Below are 20517 nucleotides of genomic sequence, written 5' to 3'. Positions count from 1 at the left end.
ACGCGGCTCCCCCGGAAAAGCCGGCCCGGTTCAACCATAGGCTCCGGAGGTGCCGACCGGGTCGGCCGGTTCCGCTCTGCCCAACCCGGCGAGGAGGTGCTCGATAAAGCTGCGCACCTTCGAGGAGACATGGCGGGTTGCCGGATAGACGGCATGGATGGCCTCGTCCGTCACCTCCAGTTCGGACAGGACCGGGACGAGGCGGCCGGCGCGGATGTCCTCCCCGACGATGAAGTCGGCCAACCGCGCCAGCCCCAGCCCGCCCACCGCCGCATGGCGCAGCAGCCACAGGCTGTCGGTCTGGAAGCTGCCGGCCGGACGCAGGATCTCGCGCCGGTCGCCGGTCAGGAACTCCCACTCCGCCCGGCCGGAGCCCGACAGCAGCGTCAGGCAGTCGTGGCGGGCGAGATCGGCCGGCGACCGCGGCACGCCACGCCGCTCCAGATAGTCGGGGCTGGCCACCACATGCCGGCGCAACGGCCGCAGGCGGCGGGCGATCAAGGTGGAATCGACCAGCCGCCCGGCCCGGATCGCCAGATCGAACCCCTCGTCGACCAGCCGCTGCATGCGGTCGCTCAGGCTCGCTTCCAGCGTTACGCCGGGGTAGCGGCGCAGATAGGAGGGCAGCAGCGGCGCCACCAGCATCTGGCCGAACATCACCGGCATGGTGACGCGCAGCGTGCCGCGCGGCTCTTCACCCATCTCGGTCAGCGACTGTTCCGCCTCGTCCAGGGCTGCCAGTATGGCGCGCGCCCGCAGGCAGAAAGTGGCACCGGCATCGGTCAGCGCGATCCTCCGCGTCGTGCGCGCCAGCAACCGGGTGCCCAGACGGTTCTCCATCTGGGCGATGCGCCGGCTGATCGCCGACGCGGACAGCCCGAGCCGCTCCGCCGCCGCCGAGAGGCTGCCGCTGTCCACCACCTCGACCAGCACCGTCAGATCATCCAGCCGATCCATCCCGTCCTCCGCGTCCCGTCCCATCTGCCCGAAGCGTATTCTTGCATTCTGTGCAAAGATATTGTGCGTGCCCCCCTATGTTTCGCAAATCCGGCTTTTGACAGGATCAGGGCACCGGACACGCCGACAGGGAATTGCCCGATGCGTCTTCAGCGCCAACTCCGCAACATCCGGGCGCAGGCCGGCAAGACCATGCCACCGGGGGTGATGGCGATGATGGACCGGGTCATCGCCGACCTGAAGGCGCGGGGGGTCGAGTTGGGGGCGCTGCGCCCGGGGCTTCAGGCTCCCGACTTCGCCCTGCCGAACCAGCTCGGCCGCACGGTCTCCCTTTACGAGACACTGGAACGGGGATCGGTCGTCCTGCTGTTCTATCGCGGCGATTGGTGTCCTTATTGTTGCGCCCAGCTCAGGGCCATGCAGCTGGCGCTGCCGCAACTGACCGCCGGTGGCGCCCGGCTGGTGGCGGTGTCGCCTGAACTGCCCGACCACAGCCTGACGCTGGCGGAGCGCAACGCGCTGGATTTCGACATCCTGTCCGACCGGGGGGCGATGGTGGCGCGCAGCTACGGCCTCGTCTACCGCGTGCCGGACGAGCTGCGCGATCTCTACCGCGACCGCGGCCTCGACCTCAACGCCCGCCAGGGCCGTCCACCGGGAGAACCCTGGCAGCTGCCGATCCCGGCAACCTACCTGCTGTCGCCCAGCGGCGTCGTGCGCTTCGCCGCCATCGACGCCGACTTCACCCAACGCCCGGAGCCGCAGGCGCTCGTCGACCTGCTGCACGACCGCGTACCGGCGCCCTGACCGGCGTCAACCATCCCGAAAGAGAGGACCATGACCATGACCGCCACCAAGACCCTGGCCCTGCTCCCCATCGCCGGCGCCCTGGCCGGTGCCCTGGCCCTGATGGCCGGCCCGGCCGCCGCGCAGTCCAACATGGAGAAATGCTATGGCATCTCCAAGCCGGGCGAAAATGGCTGTGCCCATGCCAAGGGCCTGCATTCCTGCGCCGGCAACAGCAACCTGACCTATGACGGCGGCGACTGGAAGCTGGTCAAGGCCGGCGGCTGCGCCGAAGAGATGGGATCGCTGAAGCCGTTCGACGGCGCCAACCCGAAGAAGAAGGGGTGACGCGATGGCCGCGGCGGCGTGCTCCCCCCTCCCCCGGCTGGTGCCGGTCGCCACCGGCATCGGCCTGCGCGAGCCGCATCGGGAGGCGTTCGTCGCGGCCGGCTCCCCGATCCCCTGGGTCGAGATCCATCCGGAAAACTACCTGGTTCCAGGCGGGCCGCGTCTGGCCGGCATCCTGCGGGTCCGCCGTGACCGGCCGGTCAGCTGCCACGGTGTCGGCCTGTCGCTGGGCAGCGCCGACGGTCTCGACCCCGACCATCTGATGCGGCTGCGCGCCCTCTACGACAGGCTGGATCCGGGGCTGATCTCCGAACATCTGTCCTGGAGCGTCACGGACGCCATCTACCTCAACGATCTGCTGCCGCTGCCCTATACCGAGGACAGCCTCGTCCGGGTCCGTCGCAACATCGACCACGCCCAGGACGCTTTCGGCCGGCGCATCCTGGTCGAGAACCCGGCCGCCTGCCTCGCCTTCGCCGACAGCACGATTCCCGAAGCCGAATTCCTGGCGGAACTGGCGGCCCGCACCGGCTGCGGCCTGCTGCTGGACGTCAACAACCTCTACGTCTCGTCGATCAATCTCGGCTTCGATCCGGCGGCGTGGCTCGATGCCATCCCGGCCGACGCGGTCGGCGAACTGCATCTGGCCGGTCACGCCCGCATGACCGTCGGTGGCGAGGAACTGCTGATCGACGACCATGGCAGCGTGGTCGGCGACGCTGTGATGGCGCTCTATGCCGATGTGCTGGACCGCATCGGCCCACGCCCGGTGCTGATCGAATGGGACAACGACCTGCCGCCGCTCGACGGCCTGCTGGCCGAAGCCGGCAAGGCGCAGCGGCTGCTCGATGCCCGGATGCGGCAAGCCGAAATGCCGGCCAAGATCCCGGAGGTCCATTGTGCCGGCTGACGCGAAACTTGCGAAACTCCAGAGCGGCTTCGCCGCCTATCTGCTGCGCGGCGATCCGGCGGTCGCCGGAGCCTTGCGCCCGGATTTGCCGGCCGGACGGCTGACGGTCTACCGCAACACGGTGATGGGGTCGCTGGCCACCGTCCTCGGCCATGCCCACCCCACCCTGCACCGCGTCCTGGGCGGGCAGCGCTTCACGATGCTCGCCTGCCGCTTCGCGGCGGAGGCCCCGCCCCGCCTGCCGATGCTGTGGAGCTACGGCGCCGGCTTCGCCGACTGGCTGGCCGCCGCTGATCTGGCCGCCTCTGAACTGACCATCGAAATCCCACCTTGGGCCCCCGACCTCGCCCGGCTCGATTGGGCGATGCACGAGGCGCTGTTCGCCGCCGACGCCGAACCGCTCGACCTCGCCCGGCTCGCCGCCATCCCACTGGAACAGGCGGGTTCCCTGCGGCTGGCCCCGCACCCATCGCTGCGGCTGGTGCGGTCCGGTTGGACCATCCATGCGCTGTGGAAGGATGGCGACACGGTGCCGGCGCCGCTGCCGGAAGCGGTCCTGATCGGCCGCAGCCCGGACGATGGAGGCGACGGCACCGTCGGAGGCGAGGTGCGCTGCATCCGGCTGACTGCGGCCGACGGCGCGCTCGCCGCCACGCTTCTGTCCGGCGCCACCCTGGACGAGGCCGTCGGGTCCCTGATCGCAGGGGACGAGACCGCAGGAGCCGAGACCGTCGCCGGGGCCGACCTCCAATCCCTGCTGGCTCTGCTGTTGCAGAACCGGTTGCTGGCCGGCTTTGCGTTGGACCGGCCCCCCTCCCTCACCGGACGCGAAGGGAACGACCCATGACGTCATCGCCTGCAAGCCCCCGGACGCAGCCTTGGACGCAGCACCCTGCCCGGCTGGCCCTGCTGTCGGATCTGCGCGACCAGGTCGCCGGATGGCTCGACCGGTCTGCGGTCCCTCTGTTCGACCTTGCCGTCCGGCTGACGATGGCGCCGATCTTCTTCCGCTCCGGCCTGCAGAAGATCGGCGACTGGCCGGCCACCCTTTTCCTGTTCCAGGAGGAATACCGGGTGCCGCTGCTGCCGGCGGATGTCGCCGCTCTGCTGGCCGCCGCCACCGAGCTGACCATGCCGGTCCTGCTGGTGCTGGGTCTGGCGACGCGGCTGGCGGCGCTGCCGCTGCTGGCGATGGCGCTGGTGATCCAGTTCGTGCTGGGCGCCGCGGACCCGGCCTTCAGCAATCCGCAGCATTATTTCTGGATGCTGCTGCTCACCGGCCTGATCCTTCGCGGTGGCGGACGGCTGTCGGTCGACCATTGGCTTCTTCACGCCAGCCGCCGCCGGATGGGAGACCGTCAATGAGCGCCGCCCAGAACAGTTTCCAGAACGGTCTTCCCCTCTCCGCCCACCGGCAGATCGCCCGACTCGGCTGGCTGCTGTCGTCCGGGCTGGTCGCCGTGCTGGCGCTGGTGCTGGCGGTCAGCCTCGTCACCGTGCAGGGCATCCGGCAGGTCGACGAGCGCTGGAATGCCTACGACCTGGGGGCCGCGGCCAAGGCCGACGCCCTGTCCGACCTGCGCGGGGCGCTGGGGTTCGGCGGGGTGATCCACCGCTTCGGCGACTATCTGCTGACCGGCGATCCGGCCCGCGCCGCGGACATGCGTCAGAGCCTGAAATCCGCCGCCGCCAACCTGGAGGTCTACCGCTATGCCGGCGAGCTGAGCGCCGCCGAAGGCACGGCGCTCGACAGCATCGCCGCGGCGATGGCGCAGCTGGACGCCAAACTGACGGAGGCGGAAGCCGCGGTGGCGGCGCACACCCCGCTCGACCGGCTGGCCCGCACCGCCGCCCTCGACACCGCGCCGGCGGTGGCGGCGATGCGGACGCTGAACGGCGAGCTGACGCGGGCGCGCGCCGCTCTCGGCGAGGCCAACCGCCAGGGCATCGCCAGCCTGACCGGCACGGTGCTGACCGGTGGCAGCGTGGCGCTGGTGTTGCTGGTCGCCATCGCCGGCCTGTTCCTGTGGTTCACCCATCGCCGCATCGTCCGCCCGCTGGCCCGGCTGGCCGCCCATATGCAGCGGCTGGCCAGCGGCGATCTGGACAGCGCCGTGCCGCTGGTCGGTCGCCGCGACGAGATCGGCGCCATGGCCGGCACCGTCGAGGTGTTCCGCGACGGGCTGGTCCGGCTGCGCGCCGCCGGGGATCGCGAACGCACCGAAGCCGAAGAGGCCCGACGGCGGCAGGAGACGCTGGAACGCAACCTCCGCTCCTTCGAGGCGGAGATCGGCACGCTGGCCACGGCATTGGCCGGACGGGCCGGCACGCTTCACCGCACCGGGCAGGATCTCGCCTCCTCCTCCAGCCGGACCATCGGCAGCACGCAGGAGGTCTCGGCCGCCGCCGCCCGCACCGCCGGAACCGTCCAGGCGGTCGCCGCCGCCACCGAGGAGCTGTCGGCCTCCATCGCCGGGATCGGCCAGCGGGTGCAGGGCTCGGTCGCCATGACCACGGCGGCGGTCGAACAGGCCGACCGCTCCTCCGCCACCGTTGCCAGTCTGGCCGAGGCGGTGCAGCACATCGGCGAGGTGGTCGGGCTGATCAACGCCATCGCCAGCCAGACCAACCTGCTGGCGCTCAACGCCACCATCGAGGCCGCCCGCGCCGGTGAGGCCGGCAAGGGTTTCGCCGTGGTGGCGCAGGAGGTGAAGAACCTCGCCAACCAGACCGCGCGGGCGACCGAGGACATCACCCGGCAGATCGCAACGATCCGCAGCGCCACCGACGGCGCGGTCGGTGCCATCCAGGGCATCGGCGGCAGCCTGGAGCAGGTCTGCCGCATGGCGCAGGAGATCGCCGACGCCGTCACCCAGCAGGACGAGGCGACGCGCGAGATCGCCCGCAACATCCAGGAGACCGCCGGTGCGGCCGGCGCGGTCAGCGCCGCGATTTCCGAGGTTGCGCAGGCCGCCGAGCAGGCTGGAATGGTTGCGGAAAGCATGTTTTCCTCCGCCCAATCGCTTGGGAGCGAGACCAGGCGGCTGAAGGGGGCAGCGCACAGCTTCTTCCAGGCGCTGCGCGCGTGATGTCCAGAGGCTCCGAGGAAAGGAGAAGGCGGTCGTGCCCCACGGTGTGGCGGGGCCGGCCAACCTGGGCGGTTGTCGTCGCCAGCCGCCCAGGTCTGAATATGGAACCGCACGACACCTAAGGAGCTGTGGGGAACCGGCCCACCGCAGTGCCCTGATCTGGCTGTCGTAGGCGGTCTGGTGGTCCACGGCGGGGCGGTCGTCGTGGTTCTTCGGTACAGTCTGGTCACCACAACACGACCTCGACCGAGGATGACCATGATGGCCGACGAGGTGATGGCGCTTCGCGCGCTGCTTGAGAAGGGCGCGGATGCCTTGCCTGCGGTTAGGGAATGACGCGCTCCGCAATCTCGATGAAGCCCCTGAGGTAGTCGGTCTCGGTCTCGGCGGCGCGCAAACCGAGGCTGATGCTCTTGGGCAGTCCCGTCGGCCCGATCCGTCACGCGGCGATCGGCATGCTTGCGCCCTTCTCCCGCAGCAGCCGGTCGGGCAGCACGCCAGGACGCGCGCCGCCAGCAGGAAACAGAGGAATGGCGCCGTCGCTACGCGGTACGGGCCAGGATCGAGGGAACGCTGGCCCAGGCGCTGCAACTCCGCGGACTGAGGAGATGTCGGTACATCGGATTGGCCAAGGCCCACCTGCAGCACATCCTGGGCGCCGTTGCCCTCAACATCGTCCGCCTGGACGCGTGGTGGACCGGCCAGCCCTTGGCGCAGGCGTCAATCGGTTTGGGCTTCCACATTCCAGGCCGCATCCTCGGCCATAATGCACAGGCGGGCCTGCTGGGCGGCTTGGATATGCGCGCGGGCGGCGCGTTCCGCCCGCTCTGGGTCCCGTGCCCGTATCGCCTCGACGATGGCAACATGTTCGGGGTGGGCGGCGGTACGGCGTTCGGTCAGGCTGAACGTGGTCTTGCTGAGCAGCGACAACGGATCCTGAAGCGCGTTCAGCGTCTTCAGGAGATAGCGGTTGTGTGCGGAGCGGTAAATCGCTTCGTGGAAGCGGCGGTTGTGCTCGGCCATGCCGGCGGCATCGTCGGCGAAGCGGTCCTCAAGCGACAACAGGTGCTCCAGGTTGGCGATCTCCGCGTCCGAGGCGTGGCGGGCGGCCATCGCCGCGGCCGTCCCCTCCAGCACGTCGCGCATCGAGTACAACTCCATGATCATCTGGTAGTCGAGGCGCGCGACGACCATTCCCAACCGTGCCTCGTACACCAGAAGCCCCTCGGCCTCTAGCCGGTGCAGGGCTTCACGGACTGGGGTCCGGCTCATCTCCAGCTGGCGCGATATCTCATCCTCAAGAACACGGTCACCGGGGGAATAGCGTCCCTTGCGGATCGCCTCGCGGATCTTGCGGTAGGCGATGACGCTGAGCGGCGCCTTGGCCGTCACCTCTTGCAAGGAAGCGTCCTGTGGGCCTGATCCCTGCGATTTGGATGCGCGTGCCAACGCTGAATGCTCCTGCCTGTAATACGGACGGCGAGAATAGACGATTTTCGCCGCAAGGCGATGGAAAGCGCTGCGTGCCCCCGGACGATTGACTCTGCAAATACATCGGAATACAAGCATATACGAGATTTGTGTATACACAGGTATACGGTCGGCGACGAAAGGCGAAAGAGGGTCCATGGCAGATTTGACGAAAACCTATGACGTGCTGGTGATCGGGGGCGGCAATGCGGCGCTGTGCGCGGCGATCTCGGCACGGAGGGCGGGTGCGAGCGTGCTCGTGCTGGAGCATGCGCCGCGGGAGTTCCGCGGCGGCAACAGTCGGCACACGCGCAACCTGCGGGCCATGCACACGGCCCCCACCTCGGTGCTCACCGAAGCCTATCGGGAGGACGAGTACTGGGAGGATCTGCTGCGCGTCACCGGCGGCAACACCGACGAGACGCTGGCGCGCATGACCATCCGGGCGACCGCCGAGGTGCTGCCGTGGATGGAGGAGTGCGGCGTGCGCTTCCAGCCGTCGCTGAGCGGCACGCTGAGCCTGTCGCGTACCAACGCCTTCTTCCTCGGCGGCGGCAAGGCGCTGGTGAACGCCTACTACGTCACCGCCGAGCGGCTTGGCGTCGATGTCCTGTACGACAGCGAGGTGACCGCACTGGAGCTTGCCGACGGCGTCGTCCGCTCGGCGACGGTCACCTGCCGCGGCTTCCCCGCGACGGTCCGCGCCAAGGCGGTGGTCGCCTCGTCCGGCGGCTTCCAGGCCAACATTGGCTGGTTGAAGCGCTATTGGGGCGAGGCGGCGGACAATTTTATCATCCGCGGCACGCCCTATGCGAAGGGCCGGATCCTGGACTCCCTGCTGGCGCAGGGCGTCCAGCAGGCAGGCGATCCCACGCAATGCCATGCGGTCGCCATCGACGCGCGCTCGCCGAAGTTCGACGGCGGCATCGTCACCCGCCTGGACTGCGTGCCTTTCAGCATCGTGGTGAACCGCAATGCCCAACGCTTCTACGACGAGGGCGAGGATTTCTGGCCGAAGCGCTACGCCATCTGGGGACGGCTGGTTGCCCAGCAGCCCGGCCAGATCGCCTATTCGATCATCGATTCCAAGGCGGTGGAACTGTTCATGCCGTCGGTGTTCCCGCCGGTCAAGGCGGGCAGCATCGAGGAACTGGCGGGCAAGCTGACCCTCGATCCGGCGGCGCTGGAGCGCACGGTGAACGAGTACAACGCGGCGGTCCGGTCCGGCACGTTCGACACCACGACGCTCGACGATTGCCGGACCGACGGCATCACGCCGCCCAAGACGCATTGGGCGCGTCCGATCGACATCGCCCCGTTCTACGCCTACCCGCTGCGGCCGGGCATCACCTTCACCTATCTCGGCGTGAAGATCGACGAACGGGCGCGGGTGCTGATGCAGGACGGGAGACCGGCGAAGAACCTCTTCGCCGCCGGCGAGATCATGGCCGGCAACATTCTCGGACGCGGATATCTCGCGGGATTCGGCATGGCGATCGGCACGGTGTTCGGCCGGATCGCCGGAAAGGAGGCGGCGACCTATGCGTACCACTGAGGCTTTGGAAGACGCCCGCCGGGCGCTGGAGATCTGCAACGCCTGCCGCTATTGCGAAGGGTTCTGCGCGGTGTTCCCGGCGATGGAGAAGAGGCGGGCGTTCTCCAACGGCGACCTGAGCTACCTCGCTAATCTTTGCCACAACTGCCGGGGCTGCTATCACGCCTGCCAGTACGCGCCGCCGCACGAGTTCGGCATCAACCTGCCGAAAAGCTTCGCCGAGCTGCGCGTCGAGACCTACGAGGAATATGCGTGGCCGCGGCCGATGGCCCGGTTGCTGCGCCGCAATGGCCTTGTCGTTTCCATCGTCACCGCGCTCGCGCTGGCCGGCGTGCTGCTCGGTGCGATGCTGCTGCAAGCCCCCGACCTGCTGTATGGCACGCATACCGGCCCCGGCGCGTTTTACGCTGTCGTTCCGCATTCCGTCATGGTGGCACTGGGGAGCGTCACGTTCCTGTTCGTCCTGTTCGCCCTCGGCATGGGGTTCGCCAATTTCTGGCGGGATACCGGCGGACGGGCGGCGGAGCTGACGCGGGGCCGTCCACTGCGGCAGGCGCTGTCCGACGTGCTGACGCTCCGCCACCTCGGCGGGCAGCACGGCTGCAACGACCGCGACGAAACATTCTCGACGGCGCGGCGGCGCTTCCACCATGCGCTGTTCTACGGCTTTTTCGCCTGCTTCGCGTCCACGGGTGTGGCGACGCTGTACCATGTCCTGTTCGGCTGGGAGGCTCCCTACGGCCTGTTCAGCCTGCCCGTGCTGCTCGGAACGTTCGGAGGCCTCGGCATTGCGGTCGGCACGGCAGGGATGCTGTGGCTGAAGCTGACCGGCGATCAGGTGCCGACCGCCAAGCGTCTGATGGGTACCGAGGTGGCGTTCCTGGCGCTGCTGGCCCTGACGGCGGTCTCCGGCCTGCTCCTTCTGGCGCTGCGTTCGACAGGCGCCATGGGGATCGCCCTTGCCGTCCATCTCGGCTTCGTGCTGTCGCTGTTCCTGCTGATGCCCTACAGCAAGTTCGTCCACGGCGTGTACCGCGCCGCGGCGCTGCTGCGCTATGCGCTGGAAAGGGAACCGGCCCCGACCCCGGCCCCGGTGGCCGTGCCGGCCGCTGCCGAGCCGCCCATTGATATCGTCCGGTTGGCCCGCGCGCGGAGCGCGGAGGAAAACACGCAGCCGCTCGGCCGGAGCACGCCGAATCCGGCCGCCGGCGACTGACTGTCCAACAAATACAGCATGGGAGAAACGCAGTGCTGACTGCCGAACAACGCCGCGCCAAGATCGGCGCCGTATTCCGTGTCTCGAGCGGCAACTTCCTCGAGATGTACGACTTCATGGTTTATGGATATTACGCCAGCTACATCGGCAAGACCTTCTTTCCGGCCGAAAGCGAGTTCGCGTCGCTGATGCTGTCGCTGGCGACCTTTGGGGCCGGCTATCTGATGCGTCCGCTGGGCGCACTCCTCCTTGGGTCGTACATTGACCGGAAGGGGCGGCGCGCCGGGCTGATCCTGACGCTTGCCCTGATGGCTGTCGGCACCCTGACCATCGCCCTGACTCCGGGTTACGCCGTCCTGGGGCCGGTGGCGCCGTTGCTGGTGGTGATCGGCCGCCTGTTGCAGGGACTGTCGGCCGGCGTCGAGCTGGGGGGCGTCTCGATCTATCTGTCGGAGATCTCCACCCCTGGCAACCGGGGCTTCTACTGCTCCTGGCAATCGGCCAGCCAGCAGGTGGCCGTGATGTTCGCCGCGTTGATCGGCGTCGCCCTGACCATGCTGCTGCCGCCGGAAGAGATGACGCGGTGGGGGTGGCGCGTTCCGCTGCTGATCGGATGCCTGATCATTCCGCTCATCCTGTTTCTGCGCCGGTCCTTGCAGGAGACGGAGGAGTTCCAGCATCGCAAGCACCGGCCGAGCGGCCGTGAGGTGCTGAGCATCATCGCCGCCAATTGGCGTCTGGTGGTGGTCGGCATGATGCTGTCGATCATGACGACCACCACTTTCTACCTGATCACCGCCTACACGCCGACCTTCGGCCGGCAGGCACTTCATTTGGCGGTTCAGGACAATCTGCTGGTGACGCTTTGCGTCGGCTTCTCGAACTTCCTCTGGCTGCCGATCGGCGGTGCGCTGTCCGACCGCATCGGCCGGCGGCCGTTGCTGCTGCTGATTCCGACGCTGGCCCTGGTCACTGCCTATCCGGCCATGTCCTGGCTGGTGGCGGAGCCCACCTTTGGCAAGCTGCTGATGGTGGAGCTCTGGTTTTCGTTCTTCTTCGGTATCTATAACGGCGCGATGATCCCGTTGCTGGCGGAGATGATGCCGGCTGAAGTCCGCACCGCAGGCTTCTCTTTAGCGTTCAGCCTGGCGACGGCGATCTTCGGTGGTTTCACGCCGGCGGTCTGCACCTACCTCATCGAAATGACCGGAAACCGGGCGTCGCCGGGGCTGTGGCTGAGCTTGGCTGCCGCAATCAGCCTTACAGCCGCCATTGCTGTTCGCCGCGTGACCAAAGCGGACAAGCAGCAAGCGTCCGTCGCGGCTGACGCCGTTCCTGCCGCCGTCGGGAAGTAAATCGCGGTAGGGACGCTCATTGCCGCCCGCCCGCCCCGCACGGGCCCGCACGCGCTGCCAGGCGGTCCGGTCATGCTGATTGCGGTGGCGGAGCGCCCGCCACCAGAGCCGGATGACCTGCCGGCGAAAGGCGGCCAGGGTGGCGAAGTTGGTGGGCACCACGCGATAGACGAAGTAGCCCATCAACACGGCGCGCAACCACGCCCCCTTGGAAGGTGCCGCGTCGAGAGGTTCCGCTGATGTGGGCGACCCCCAGGAAGCGGAACGTCTCCGGCTTTAGCAGGGTGCGGAAAAACCATTTTGCTGTTGCGGTCGGGTTCTTTCCAGCAATCTCGTGTCAAGACCTTGCAAGATACCACCAGTATCTTGCTTCGGCCTTTCCTAATCGTCGCTTTCTCTCATAAGACCATGAAAGACCATGATACAGCGACCAGAGGAAGATTTTGATCGCAATCTCTGCCGATGTCACTCTCTCTCTTTCGTCCCGCTCGTGGACTTGAGCCGAACGCTGTTTCAATTCGTCCTCTTCGCGCCATAGCTTACCGCATCACGCTTACGCTTCCTTGCCAGTACGGTCGTCTTCGATTGGTATCCTGCACCCGCCTGCTGAAAGCGATTATCACCGTTTCAAGCGGGTATGGCTGCTCGCCATCATAACGGGCGACATGGAATTTATATGCGAGGGTGGACAATTCTCGTGGCGGTCTTCACAACGGAGAAACCGTCATGTCTTCAGTGTCGCACCTTCTGCAGGCCCCATTGGCGACCAGGAAAGGCCGATCGCCGAGCGCCACCTTCACCGAGCGGCTGATCCGGCAATCGAAAGCGCAGCCGGAGGATCGCATCCTGATCGTCGGACTGTGCAAGGCCGAGGTGCTGCTGGATCTCTACCGGCGTGGTTTCCACCATGTCTGTCACGAAACGGGGCACCGGTTGCCGGTTCATGACGACTTCGATGTCGTCTGGCTGCTGCATCATGAGTCGATGGGGGCACTGAAGCGGATGATGAGCGGCCTTGGCCGTATCCTGAGGCCTGGTGCCATGGTGGTCGTTCTCGCCCGACACCCGGATCCGTCCGACATGGAGACGCCGCGTGTCGCAGAGGTGCGCCGGCAGTTCATGGACTGCGGATTTCTTCCTTTGACCCAGGTTTCGGACGGCGCATCCGGCTATCTGTTGAGCGCGCACCGTCCGCCGGTCATGTCCATCCCTCTGTCGGCAACCGCGTGAGCGGAGGGGAACCTTATGATTTGCGACGAGCGATCGACGGAGATCCGCAAGCTGAGCGGCTATCTGACCGCCGTGCCGACGCCGTTCACCGCGGATGGCGGGATCGACGAAGCCGCTTTTTCCTCCTTCTGCGACCATCAGGTGGCACAAGGAATTTCCGGACTGGTGGTTTGCGGCACGACCGGGGAGGCGCCCGCCCTGTCCGCCCGCGAACATGAGCGCCTCGTGCGCCTGGCGGTCGAGGCGGCGGCCGGACGGGTGCCGATCATCGCCGGTGCGGGATCGAACGTGACTGCCCACTCCGTCGAACTGGCGCGGCAGGCGCAGCGGGCCGGCGCCGACGGGCTGCTGGTGGTCGTGCCCTACTACAACCGGCCGTCCCAGGAAGGACTGTTCCGGCATTTCCAGGCCGTCGCGGCAGCAGTGGACATCCCCACGATCCTCTATGACGTTCCGGCACGCACCGGCTGTGGGCTTTCCATTCCGACCATCGCCCGTCTCGCCGACCTTCCCGGCATCGTCGGCCTCAAGGACGCGAGCGGCGACATGACGCGGCCGGCGGCCCTCCGGCGTCTGCTCGGCAACAAGTTCCGGTTGTTCACCGGGGACGATGCGACCGTGCCCGGCTTCCTGGCGCAGGGCGGCGACGGATGCGTGTCGGTGACATCGAACGTCGTTCCCGCCCTGTGCGTGCGGATGCACGCCGCTTTCCAGAACGGCGATCCGGCGGAGGCGCAGGCCATAGCCCTGACGACCACGCCGCTGACCAGCGCCTTGTTCATCGAAAGCAACCCCGTGCCGGTGAAGCACGCCCTGGCCGTCATGGGAGTGATGCCGGAGGCCGTCCGTCCGCCGTTGTGCGAGGCCAGCCGGGAAACCCGCGGTGCCATCGTCCATGCATTGGCCCGCCTCGGTCTCGCAGACCTTTGAGGCGCGCATGGGATCGACGGCTATGGGTTCGGTTGCGCAGCCATTGAGCCGAACGGACCACGGGCAGCCGGATGATGGGCTGTCATCCCCCTGTGGCACGCTTTGGCATGACGCGCTCGAAGCATGGCTGGGGGGACAGCGAATGCCTCTCCGCGCCCCATCGCTTTTATACGCCCAACCGGTCTTTCCTGAGGCCGGCGAAAGCGCGCAGGCGCCGTTCGGACGACCCGACCTGGGCTGAACGCCAAGGAGCCTGAGCGGAGGAGACAACGAGATGCACACTGCGACCAATGTGGTCGACCGCCTACGAGGGTGTCCTTGGCCGATGATCGACGGCCACCGTGTCGTCACCATGGACGACTACGCGACCGACGCGAGGGTCGTGCCGCCGGGCAGCCGGGTCGTCAACCTGTGCCGCAGCGGAGCCTATCTTATTCTGCTCCCTGCTTGCCGAGGCGCGTGGACACAGCGTTCTGCCCAGCGTGGCGACCCTGGCGAGCCTGAATTGCCGCAGCCTTCACGGACCGGCACTCGTCCGCCTCACTCGGGCGCTGACGGATCTTCTGGATGAGGGGACGTTCGGTCTCGATCTGCGCCGCTCGCGTGCGCGCAGCGTCTGGCGCCCCTGGCGTTCGAGCTGTTTTCCCTGTCCGCTGCCGACCATCGATTTCGATTCGAAAGCCCGGCGGGTGAAAGGCGTCAGGCCGATGACCGGCAAGACCACCGCCGCCGCTGTCGCCGAATTGTTCCGCAATGCCATCGACGGCTGGCCGGTCACGACGGCGGTGGTCGGGCCCAACCGATCGGACGCTGCGAGGCCACGCCTGGCCGTGCTGCACGATCCCGATGAGCCGTTGCCCCATCGACACTCGGTACGCTCGAACGCTTCCGTCAGGTCGGCGACGGGATGGGGATGGATGTAGACTTGATTCGTCACCGCGACCTGGACCGCTTGGCCCGGTTCGACGCGCTGTTCATCCGCGAGACCACCGGCGTCCGCCATCCCTCGTTCCGATTTGCTGCGGCGGCCGAGGCTTTGGGCCTGCCGGTCATCGACGATCCATCCTCCACCCTGCATTGCGGGAACAAGGTGTTTCTTGCCGAACTGCGGCGCCGCCATAACATCCCCACTCCGGGAACGCTGGTCTTGGCCGGACGGACGCTGAAGGAACTTTTCCAGCACTTCGCCCGGGTTCCGGGCTTGGCGGAGGACGTCGCCACCCACCGGCTGGCGGTTTCCGGCATCGACCGCATGTTCCTGCCGATCCCGCGCCGGGACTTCGACCGTATGGCGCGGTACGGCAAGGCGCAGCTTCGCGCCTCCCTCCTGGCACCCCTCCAGTTCGGGGCGGGGGAGGCATCTGTCAGTTTCGGCATGACCTGCCGCCTTCCGGCCGATGACGTATAGGGCTCGTATATTTTCGGACCTTCCGTCCCCCATCGCATTTATATGCGGGACAGCCTTCTTCTCGTGACAATACCGGCAACCGGCCGGCCTCTGGATCGCGAGGCTATCATGCGGGGAAAATCGCTTCACGCGCTGCTCGATCGAACCGGACTGCCCCCGGTGGGGAGGGAGATCGACCATCCGCAGACACCGTCCGGCAGCTCACATGAGGCGTTTCCTTCTGCCCGCGCGGTGCTGGGCGAGGCGGCGTTCACCATCGCCGTCTTCCTGCTGATCGCATTGGCGCTGCAAGCGCTGGTCGTCTGGGTCGGTGCCTGACTCCGGCGATGACGCCCTTGAGCATGGCAGAGGCGATGCTCCCGACTAACGGGGCAATTTTGATGTGTTCCATGATCGTCGACGACGCCTTGGCGGCAATCCTGCTTCTGTTGACGTGCGCTTATTTCGGCCACCGCGTGAGGATGGCACGGCGGCGACGCAACCGCCAAAACCGCCGGTCGGTGCATCGCCCGCCGGGCTGAGCGGCAGGCGGCGGCATATATGGGTTTTATATTTTTCGGCACCGCTGGCACCATCGAATTTATACGCGGCCCCGGTGCACCCTCGCAGGGTCGGACCTCTTCCGCCGTCATGATGGCGAGGGGAGGGTCCGGCCCTGTTCCGCTTGACCCAGGTTGTTCGGCTGGCGCCCAGCCGGCACGATGATCGGGGCAAGAGGACGCGCAATCCCGGAGACGCGAACCATGCTCGACCTTCTGTTCCTGGCGCTCACCGTCGGCTTCTTCGCCGCGTCGGTCGCCTATGTCCATGCCTGCGACCGGCTGTGAGGGGGGCTGCGCCATGACCCTCGACTACGCCTTGGCCGGCCTCGTGACCGCTGGGCTGCTGGCCTATCTGGTCTATGCCCTGATCCGTCCCGAGCGGTTCTGAGGAGGCCCGTCCCATGACCGTCAACGGCTGGATCCAGATCCTGGTCTTCCTCGCCCTGGTCGCCGCGGTGACGCGGCCGCTGGGTGGCTTCATGACGCGCGTCTTCACCGGCGAGCGCACGCTGCTCTCCCCCATCCTCGGCCCCGTCGAGCGCGGGCTCTACCGGCTGGCCGGCGTCGACGAGCGGACCGAGCAGCATTGGGTGACCTACGCCGTGTCGATGCTGCTGTTCAGCGCCGCCGGCATGCTGCTGCTCTATGCAATGCAGCGGCTGCAGGATGTCCTGCCGCTGAATCCGCTGGGCATGGCGGCGGTGCCGGCCGACCTCGCCTTCAACACCGCCGCCAGCTTCACCACCAACACCAACTGGCAGAATTACGGCGGCGAGACCACCATGGGTCATCTGGTCCAGATGGCCGGGCTGACCTTCCACAACTACGTTTCAGCCGCCACCGGTGTCGCGCTGGCGGTGGCTCTGGTCCGTGGCTTCTCCCGCGCGTCGGCCCGCACGGTCGGCAATTTCTGGGTCGACCTGACCCGCTGCACCCTCTACGTCCTGCTGCCGCTGTGCATCGTCTATGCGCTGTTCCTGGTCTGGCAGGGCGTGCCGCAGACGCTGGCGGGCGCCGTCGACGCCACCACGCTGGAGGGAGCCAGGCAGACCATCTCCCTTGGCCCCGTCGCCTCGCAGGAGGCGATCAAGATGTTGGGCACCAACGGCGGCGGCTTCTTCAACGCCAACTCCGCCCATCCCTTCGAGAATCCCAACGCGCTGACCAACTTCGTCCAGATGCTGTCGATCTTCGCGCTGGGCGCCGGGCTGACAAACCTGTTCGGCCGGATGGTCGGCGACGAGCGCCAGGGCTGGGCGATCCTCGCCGCCATGGGGCTGCTCTTCGTCGCCGGGGTCTGCGTCGCCTATTGGGCCGAGGCCCAGGGCAACCCGGCCTTCACCGCCTTCGGCGTCGATGGGCTGGCCGGCAACATGGAGGGCAAGGAGACCCGCTTCGGCATCGCCGCGACGGCGCTGTTCGCCACCGTCACCACCGCCGCCTCCTGCGGCGCGGTCAACGCCATGCACGACAGCTTCATGCCGCTGGGCGGCATGGTGCCGATGATCAACATGATGCTGGGCGAGATCATCGTCGGCGGCGTCGGCGCCGGCCTCTACGGCATGCTGCTGTTCGCCATCGTCGCGCTGTTCGTCGCCGGCCTGATGGTCGGCCGCACGCCGGAATATCTCGGCAAGAAGCTGGAGGCGAAGGAGGTCAAGATGACCATGCTCGCCATCCTCTGCCTGCCTCTGATGATGCTGGGCTTCACCGCCGTCGCGGTGGTGCTGGACACCGGCACCGCGTCGATGGCCAATGCCGGGCCGCACGGCTTCTCCGAGGCGCTCTACGCCTATGTCTCGGGGGCCGCCAACAATGGCAGCGCCTTCGGCGGGCTGACCGGCAACACGCCCTGGTACAACGTCACGCTGGCCGTCGCCATGCTGGTCGGCCGCTTCCTGGTCATCGTGCCGATGATGGCGATCGCCGGCTCGCTGGCGGCCAAGGCCCGCGCCCCGGTCTCGGCCGGCACCTTCCCCACCCATGACGGGCTGTTCGTCGGGCTGCTGGTCGGCGTCATCCTGATCGTCGGCGGCCTCACCTTCTTCCCGGCTCTCGCCCTCGGCCCGGTGGTCGAGCATCTGGCGATGACCGCCGGCACCCTCTTCTGATCGGGAACGCTCCCATGAACGCCAAAAGCAAACGGTCCGGCCGGTCGTCGGCCAGCACCCTGCTGGACACCGCCATCCTGGTGCCGGCCGTCGGCGGCTCGATCGCCAAGCTCGACCCGCGCCAGATGATCCGCAACCCGGTGATGTTCTGCGTCGAGGTGGTGGCGGCGCTCACCACCCTGCTGGTCCTGCGCGATGCGGTGACCGGTGCCGGGGTGAGCGGCTTCGCGGTCCAGATCGTCGTCTGGCTGTGGTTCACGCTGATCTTCGCCAACTTCGCCGAGGCGGTGGCGGAGGGGCGCGGCAAGGCCCAGGCCGCCAGCCTGCGCAAGACCCGCACCGAGACCAGCGCCAAAAAGCTTGAGAACGGCACCATCCGCACGGTGCCCGCCACTGCGCTGAAGCCCGGCGACCTCGTGCTGGTCGAGGCCGGCGACATCATCCCGTCCGACGGCGAGGTGGTGGAGGGCGTCGCCTCGGTCAACGAGGCCGCCATCACCGGCGAATCCGCCCCCGTCATCCGCGAGAGCGGCGGCGACCGCTCGGCGGTCACCGGCGGCACCCAGGTGCTGTCCGACCAGATCAAGGTGCGGATCACCGCCGCTCCCGGCTCGACCTTCCTCGACCGCATGATCGCGCTGGTGGAGGGCGCCCAGCGCCAGAAGACCCCCAACGAGATCGCGCTGAACATCCTGCTGGCCGGACTGACCATCGTCTTCGTCATCGCGGTGGCGACGATCCCCAGCTTCGCCGCCTATGCCGGCGGCTCGGTCGGCGTGCTGGTGCTGGTGGCGCTGTTCGTCACGCTGATCCCGACCACCATCGGCGCGCTCTTGTCGGCCATCGGCATCGCCGGCATGGACCGTCTGGTGCGCTTCAACGTGCTGGCTATGTCGGGCCGGGCGGTGGAGGCGGCCGGCGACGTCGACACGCTGCTGCTCGACAAGACCGGCACCATCACGCTGGGCAACCGTCAGGCCGCCGAGTTCCTGCCGGTCGCCGGTGTCGGCGAGGAGGAACTGGCCGACGCCGCCCAGCTCGCTTCGCTGGCCGACGAGACGCCGGAAGGCCGCTCCATCGTCGTGCTCGCCAAGGAGGAGTACGGCATCCGCGCCCGCAGGATGGAGGAGATGCACGCCCATTTCGTCCCCTTCACCGCACAGACCCGCATCAGCGGCATCGACACCGACGGCACGGTGATCCGCAAGGGTGCTGTGGACGCGGTGCTGGCCCATGTCAGCGGGGCGCAGCGCGTCGCGGTGGCCGGCGGGCGGGGCGTGACCGCCCTGCATCCGGCGGCCAGCCCGGCGGAGCGCGAGATCCTCGCGATATCCGAACGGGTGGCCAAGGCTGGTGGCACGCCGCTGGCGGTGGCGCGCGACGGCCGGCTGCTCGGCATCATCCACCTGAAGGACATCGTCAAGGGCGGCATCCGCGAACGCTTCGCCGCTCTGCGCCAGATGGGCATCCGCACGGTGATGATCACCGGCGACAACCCGATGACCGCCGCCGCCATCGCCGCCGAGGCCGGTGTGGACGATTTCCTCGCCCAGGCCACACCGGAGGCCAAGCTCCAGCTGATCCGCGACGAGCAGGCCAAGGGCAAGCTGGTCGCCATGTGCGGCGACGGCACCAACGACGCGCCGGCCCTGGCCCAGGCCGACGTCGGGGTGGCGATGAACACCGGCACGGTGGCGGCGCGCGAGGCCGGCAACATGGTCGACCTCGACAGCGACCCGACCAAGCTGATCGAGATCGTCGAGATCGGCAAGCAGCTGCTGATGACCCGCGGCGCGCTCACCACCTTCTCCATCGCCAACGACGTGGCGAAGTATTTCGCCATCATCCCGGCGATGTTCCTCGCCTTCTACCCGCAGCTCCAGGCGCTGAACGTGATGGGGCTGCACAGTCCGGAAAGCGCCATCCTGTCTGCGATCATCTTCAACGCGCTGATCATCGTGGCGTTGATCCCGCTGGCTCTGCGCGGCGTGCGCTACCGCGCGGTGGGAGCCGCCTCTCTGCTCCGCCGCAACCTGCTGATCTATGGGCTGGGCGGGCTGGTTGTGCCCTTCGTCGGCATCAAGGCGATCGACCTGATCGTCACCGCCGCCGGCCTGGTTTGAGGAGCCTGTCATGCTGAAGGACCTGCGTCCCGCCCTGGTGATGACCGTCGCACTGACGGCGATCACCGGACTCGCCTACCCGCTGGCCGTCACCGGTGCCGCGCAAATCCTGTTTCCGCATCAGGCCAACGGCAGCCTGATCGAGCGGAGCGGGACCATCGTCGGCTCCGCGCTGATCGGGCAGGATTTCGCCGGCGAGCGCTATTTCCACCCGCGTCCGTCGGCCACCACCGCCGCCGACCCGGCCGATCCGGCCAAGACCGTGCCCGCTCCCTACAACGCGGCGAACTCGATGGATCCAACCTCGGCCCGACCAGCAAGGCGCTGGTCGACCGGGTCCAGGCCGACGCCGAAAAGCTGAAGGCCGAGAATCCCAATGTTCCGGTTCCGGTGGAGCTGGTGACCACCTCGGGCAGCGGGCTCGAACCCCGACTGTCGCCGGCCGCCGCCGATTTCCAGTGCCGCGCGTCGCCAGGGCCGCGGCCTG

General features: G+C 67.8%; 20 protein-coding genes and 2 pseudogenes. 20 read left to right on the top strand and 2 right to left on the bottom strand.

Annotation, left to right across the window (positions count from 1 at the left end; genetic code table 11):
- Positions 1-30: 30 nt before the first annotated feature.
- Positions 31-957, bottom strand: a complete 927-nt coding sequence (locus I71_RS23260) for a LysR family transcriptional regulator (protein WP_042698978.1) — start codon at positions 955-957, stop codon at positions 31-33.
- A 141-nt stretch (positions 958-1098) separates the two neighbouring features.
- Here I71_RS23260 and I71_RS23255 point away from each other — a divergent pair, with 141 nt between their 5' ends.
- The 7 genes and pseudogenes from I71_RS23255 to I71_RS41095 form a co-directional block, all read left to right on the top strand.
- The gene (locus tag I71_RS23255; RefSeq protein ID WP_042698975.1) at positions 1099-1764 is read left to right on the top strand and encodes a peroxiredoxin-like family protein; all 666 of its coding nucleotides are present in this window, start codon (positions 1099-1101) and stop codon (positions 1762-1764) included.
- Positions 1765-1800: 36 nt separating this feature from the next.
- Positions 1801-2091: a DUF2282 domain-containing protein gene (locus I71_RS23250; RefSeq protein ID WP_042699051.1), complete on the top strand. Its 291-nt coding sequence runs from the start codon at positions 1801-1803 to the stop codon at positions 2089-2091.
- Between the two features lie 4 nt (positions 2092-2095).
- A complete protein-coding gene (locus I71_RS23245; protein ID WP_042698971.1) occupies positions 2096-3001 on the top strand; it encodes a DUF692 domain-containing protein in 906 nt (301 codons plus the stop codon).
- On the top strand, positions 2991-3848 hold the full coding sequence (locus I71_RS35175) for a DNA-binding domain-containing protein (protein WP_049976279.1): 858 nt from the start codon (positions 2991-2993) through the stop codon (positions 3846-3848). The genes I71_RS23245 and I71_RS35175 overlap by 11 nt, the downstream gene beginning before the upstream one ends.
- On the top strand, positions 3845-4366 hold the full coding sequence (locus tag I71_RS23235; RefSeq protein WP_083897344.1) for a DoxX family protein: 522 nt from the start codon (positions 3845-3847) through the stop codon (positions 4364-4366). The genes I71_RS35175 and I71_RS23235 overlap by 4 nt, the downstream gene beginning before the upstream one ends.
- On the top strand, positions 4363-6090 hold the full coding sequence (locus I71_RS40055; protein WP_049976278.1) for a methyl-accepting chemotaxis protein: 1728 nt from the start codon (positions 4363-4365) through the stop codon (positions 6088-6090). The genes I71_RS23235 and I71_RS40055 overlap by 4 nt, the downstream gene beginning before the upstream one ends.
- A 459-nt stretch (positions 6091-6549) precedes the next feature.
- Positions 6550-6762: pseudogene (locus I71_RS41095) on the top strand (transposase); the annotation flags it as partial.
- A gap of 48 nt (positions 6763-6810) precedes the next feature.
- On the opposite strand, the gene I71_RS23225 reads toward I71_RS41095, so the two are convergent.
- Positions 6811-7482, bottom strand: coding sequence for a GntR family transcriptional regulator (locus I71_RS23225; protein WP_244434003.1), 672 nt, complete (start codon positions 7480-7482; stop codon positions 6811-6813).
- Between the two features lie 235 nt (positions 7483-7717).
- Here I71_RS23225 and tcuA point away from each other — a divergent pair, with 235 nt between their 5' ends.
- From tcuA to kdpC, 13 genes and pseudogenes are all read left to right on the top strand, one after another.
- Positions 7718-9115: an FAD-dependent tricarballylate dehydrogenase TcuA gene (gene tcuA / locus I71_RS23220; protein ID WP_199902243.1), complete on the top strand. Its 1398-nt coding sequence runs from the start codon at positions 7718-7720 to the stop codon at positions 9113-9115.
- Positions 9102-10331, top strand: coding sequence for a tricarballylate utilization 4Fe-4S protein TcuB (tcuB, locus tag I71_RS23215; protein WP_083897343.1), 1230 nt, complete (start codon positions 9102-9104; stop codon positions 10329-10331). Before tcuA ends, tcuB begins: the two co-directional genes overlap by 14 nt.
- Before the next feature lie 32 nt (positions 10332-10363).
- Positions 10364-11686, top strand: coding sequence for an MFS transporter (locus I71_RS23210; protein WP_042698966.1), 1323 nt, complete (start codon positions 10364-10366; stop codon positions 11684-11686).
- Between the two features lie 726 nt (positions 11687-12412).
- On the top strand, positions 12413-12916 hold the full coding sequence (locus I71_RS23205) for a hypothetical protein (RefSeq protein ID WP_148294338.1): 504 nt from the start codon (positions 12413-12415) through the stop codon (positions 12914-12916).
- A 15-nt stretch (positions 12917-12931) separates the two neighbouring features.
- Positions 12932-13846 (top strand): 4-hydroxy-tetrahydrodipicolinate synthase, encoded by a 915-nt coding sequence (dapA, locus tag I71_RS23200; RefSeq protein ID WP_042698958.1) that lies wholly within the window; start codon positions 12932-12934, stop codon positions 13844-13846.
- Positions 13847-14187: 341 nt separating this feature from the next.
- Complete coding sequence (locus tag I71_RS35170; protein WP_148294337.1) at positions 14188-14769, top strand: RimK-like ATPgrasp N-terminal domain-containing protein; 582 nt, start codon at positions 14188-14190, stop codon at positions 14767-14769.
- The gene (locus I71_RS35165) at positions 14760-15254 is read left to right on the top strand and encodes a hypothetical protein (protein ID WP_211098426.1); all 495 of its coding nucleotides are present in this window, start codon (positions 14760-14762) and stop codon (positions 15252-15254) included. The genes I71_RS35170 and I71_RS35165 overlap by 10 nt, the downstream gene beginning before the upstream one ends.
- Positions 15255-15362: 108 nt before the next feature.
- Positions 15363-15572: a hypothetical protein gene (locus tag I71_RS23190; RefSeq protein WP_042698955.1), complete on the top strand. Its 210-nt coding sequence runs from the start codon at positions 15363-15365 to the stop codon at positions 15570-15572.
- 383 nt (positions 15573-15955) lie between these two features.
- Complete coding sequence (locus I71_RS40665) at positions 15956-16081, top strand: hypothetical protein (protein ID WP_280109910.1); 126 nt, start codon at positions 15956-15958, stop codon at positions 16079-16081.
- Between the two features lie 13 nt (positions 16082-16094).
- Positions 16095-16184 carry a K(+)-transporting ATPase subunit F gene (locus I71_RS23185; RefSeq protein ID WP_042698952.1) on the top strand — a complete coding sequence of 30 codons (90 nt, stop codon included), beginning with the start codon at positions 16095-16097 and terminating at the stop codon, positions 16182-16184.
- A 13-nt stretch (positions 16185-16197) separates the two neighbouring features.
- Positions 16198-17907, top strand: coding sequence for a potassium-transporting ATPase subunit KdpA (kdpA, locus tag I71_RS23180; RefSeq protein WP_042698949.1), 1710 nt, complete (start codon positions 16198-16200; stop codon positions 17905-17907).
- A gap of 14 nt (positions 17908-17921) precedes the next feature.
- Positions 17922-20030: a potassium-transporting ATPase subunit KdpB gene (kdpB, locus tag I71_RS23175; RefSeq protein WP_042698946.1), complete on the top strand. Its 2109-nt coding sequence runs from the start codon at positions 17922-17924 to the stop codon at positions 20028-20030.
- A gap of 10 nt (positions 20031-20040) precedes the next feature.
- Positions 20041-20517: pseudogene (gene kdpC / locus I71_RS23170) on the top strand (potassium-transporting ATPase subunit KdpC); the annotation flags it as partial.

It is taken from the genome of Azospirillum sp. B506 (assembly GCF_000333595.1).
GTDB lineage: Bacteria > Pseudomonadota > Alphaproteobacteria > Azospirillales > Azospirillaceae > Azospirillum.
Note: the sequence above shows the minus strand (reverse complement) of the source record. Positions and strands in the feature narration are given on the sequence as shown.

Excerpts from the sequence above, each read along its gene's own strand:
- I71_RS23255 (WP_042698975.1), top strand. The coding sequence starts at position 1,099 with ATGCGTCTTCAGCGCCAACTCCGCAACATCCGGGCGCAGGCCGGCAAG.
- tcuA (WP_199902243.1), top strand. The coding sequence starts at position 7,718 with ATGGCAGATTTGACGAAAACCTATGACGTGCTGGTGATCGGGGGCGGC.
- I71_RS23260 (WP_042698978.1), bottom strand. The coding sequence starts at position 957 with ATGGATCGGCTGGATGATCTGACGGTGCTGGTCGAGGTGGTGGACAGC.
- I71_RS23185 (WP_042698952.1), top strand. The coding sequence starts at position 16,095 with ATGACCCTCGACTACGCCTTGGCCGGCCTCGTGACCGCTGGGCTGCTG.
- I71_RS23205 (WP_148294338.1), top strand. The coding sequence starts at position 12,413 with ATGTCTTCAGTGTCGCACCTTCTGCAGGCCCCATTGGCGACCAGGAAA.
- I71_RS23245 (WP_042698971.1), top strand. The coding sequence starts at position 2,096 with ATGGCCGCGGCGGCGTGCTCCCCCCTCCCCCGGCTGGTGCCGGTCGCC.
- kdpB (WP_042698946.1), top strand. The coding sequence starts at position 17,922 with ATGAACGCCAAAAGCAAACGGTCCGGCCGGTCGTCGGCCAGCACCCTG.
- tcuB (WP_083897343.1), top strand. The coding sequence starts at position 9,102 with ATGCGTACCACTGAGGCTTTGGAAGACGCCCGCCGGGCGCTGGAGATC.
- I71_RS23235 (WP_083897344.1), top strand. The coding sequence starts at position 3,845 with ATGACGTCATCGCCTGCAAGCCCCCGGACGCAGCCTTGGACGCAGCAC.
- I71_RS35165 (WP_211098426.1), top strand. The coding sequence starts at position 14,760 with ATGGATGTAGACTTGATTCGTCACCGCGACCTGGACCGCTTGGCCCGG.
- I71_RS40665 (WP_280109910.1), top strand. The coding sequence starts at position 15,956 with ATGATCGGGGCAAGAGGACGCGCAATCCCGGAGACGCGAACCATGCTC.
- I71_RS40055 (WP_049976278.1), top strand. The coding sequence starts at position 4,363 with ATGAGCGCCGCCCAGAACAGTTTCCAGAACGGTCTTCCCCTCTCCGCC.
- dapA (WP_042698958.1), top strand. The coding sequence starts at position 12,932 with ATGATTTGCGACGAGCGATCGACGGAGATCCGCAAGCTGAGCGGCTAT.
- I71_RS23190 (WP_042698955.1), top strand. The coding sequence starts at position 15,363 with ATGCGGGGAAAATCGCTTCACGCGCTGCTCGATCGAACCGGACTGCCC.
- I71_RS23250 (WP_042699051.1), top strand. The coding sequence starts at position 1,801 with ATGACCGCCACCAAGACCCTGGCCCTGCTCCCCATCGCCGGCGCCCTG.
- kdpA (WP_042698949.1), top strand. The coding sequence starts at position 16,198 with ATGACCGTCAACGGCTGGATCCAGATCCTGGTCTTCCTCGCCCTGGTC.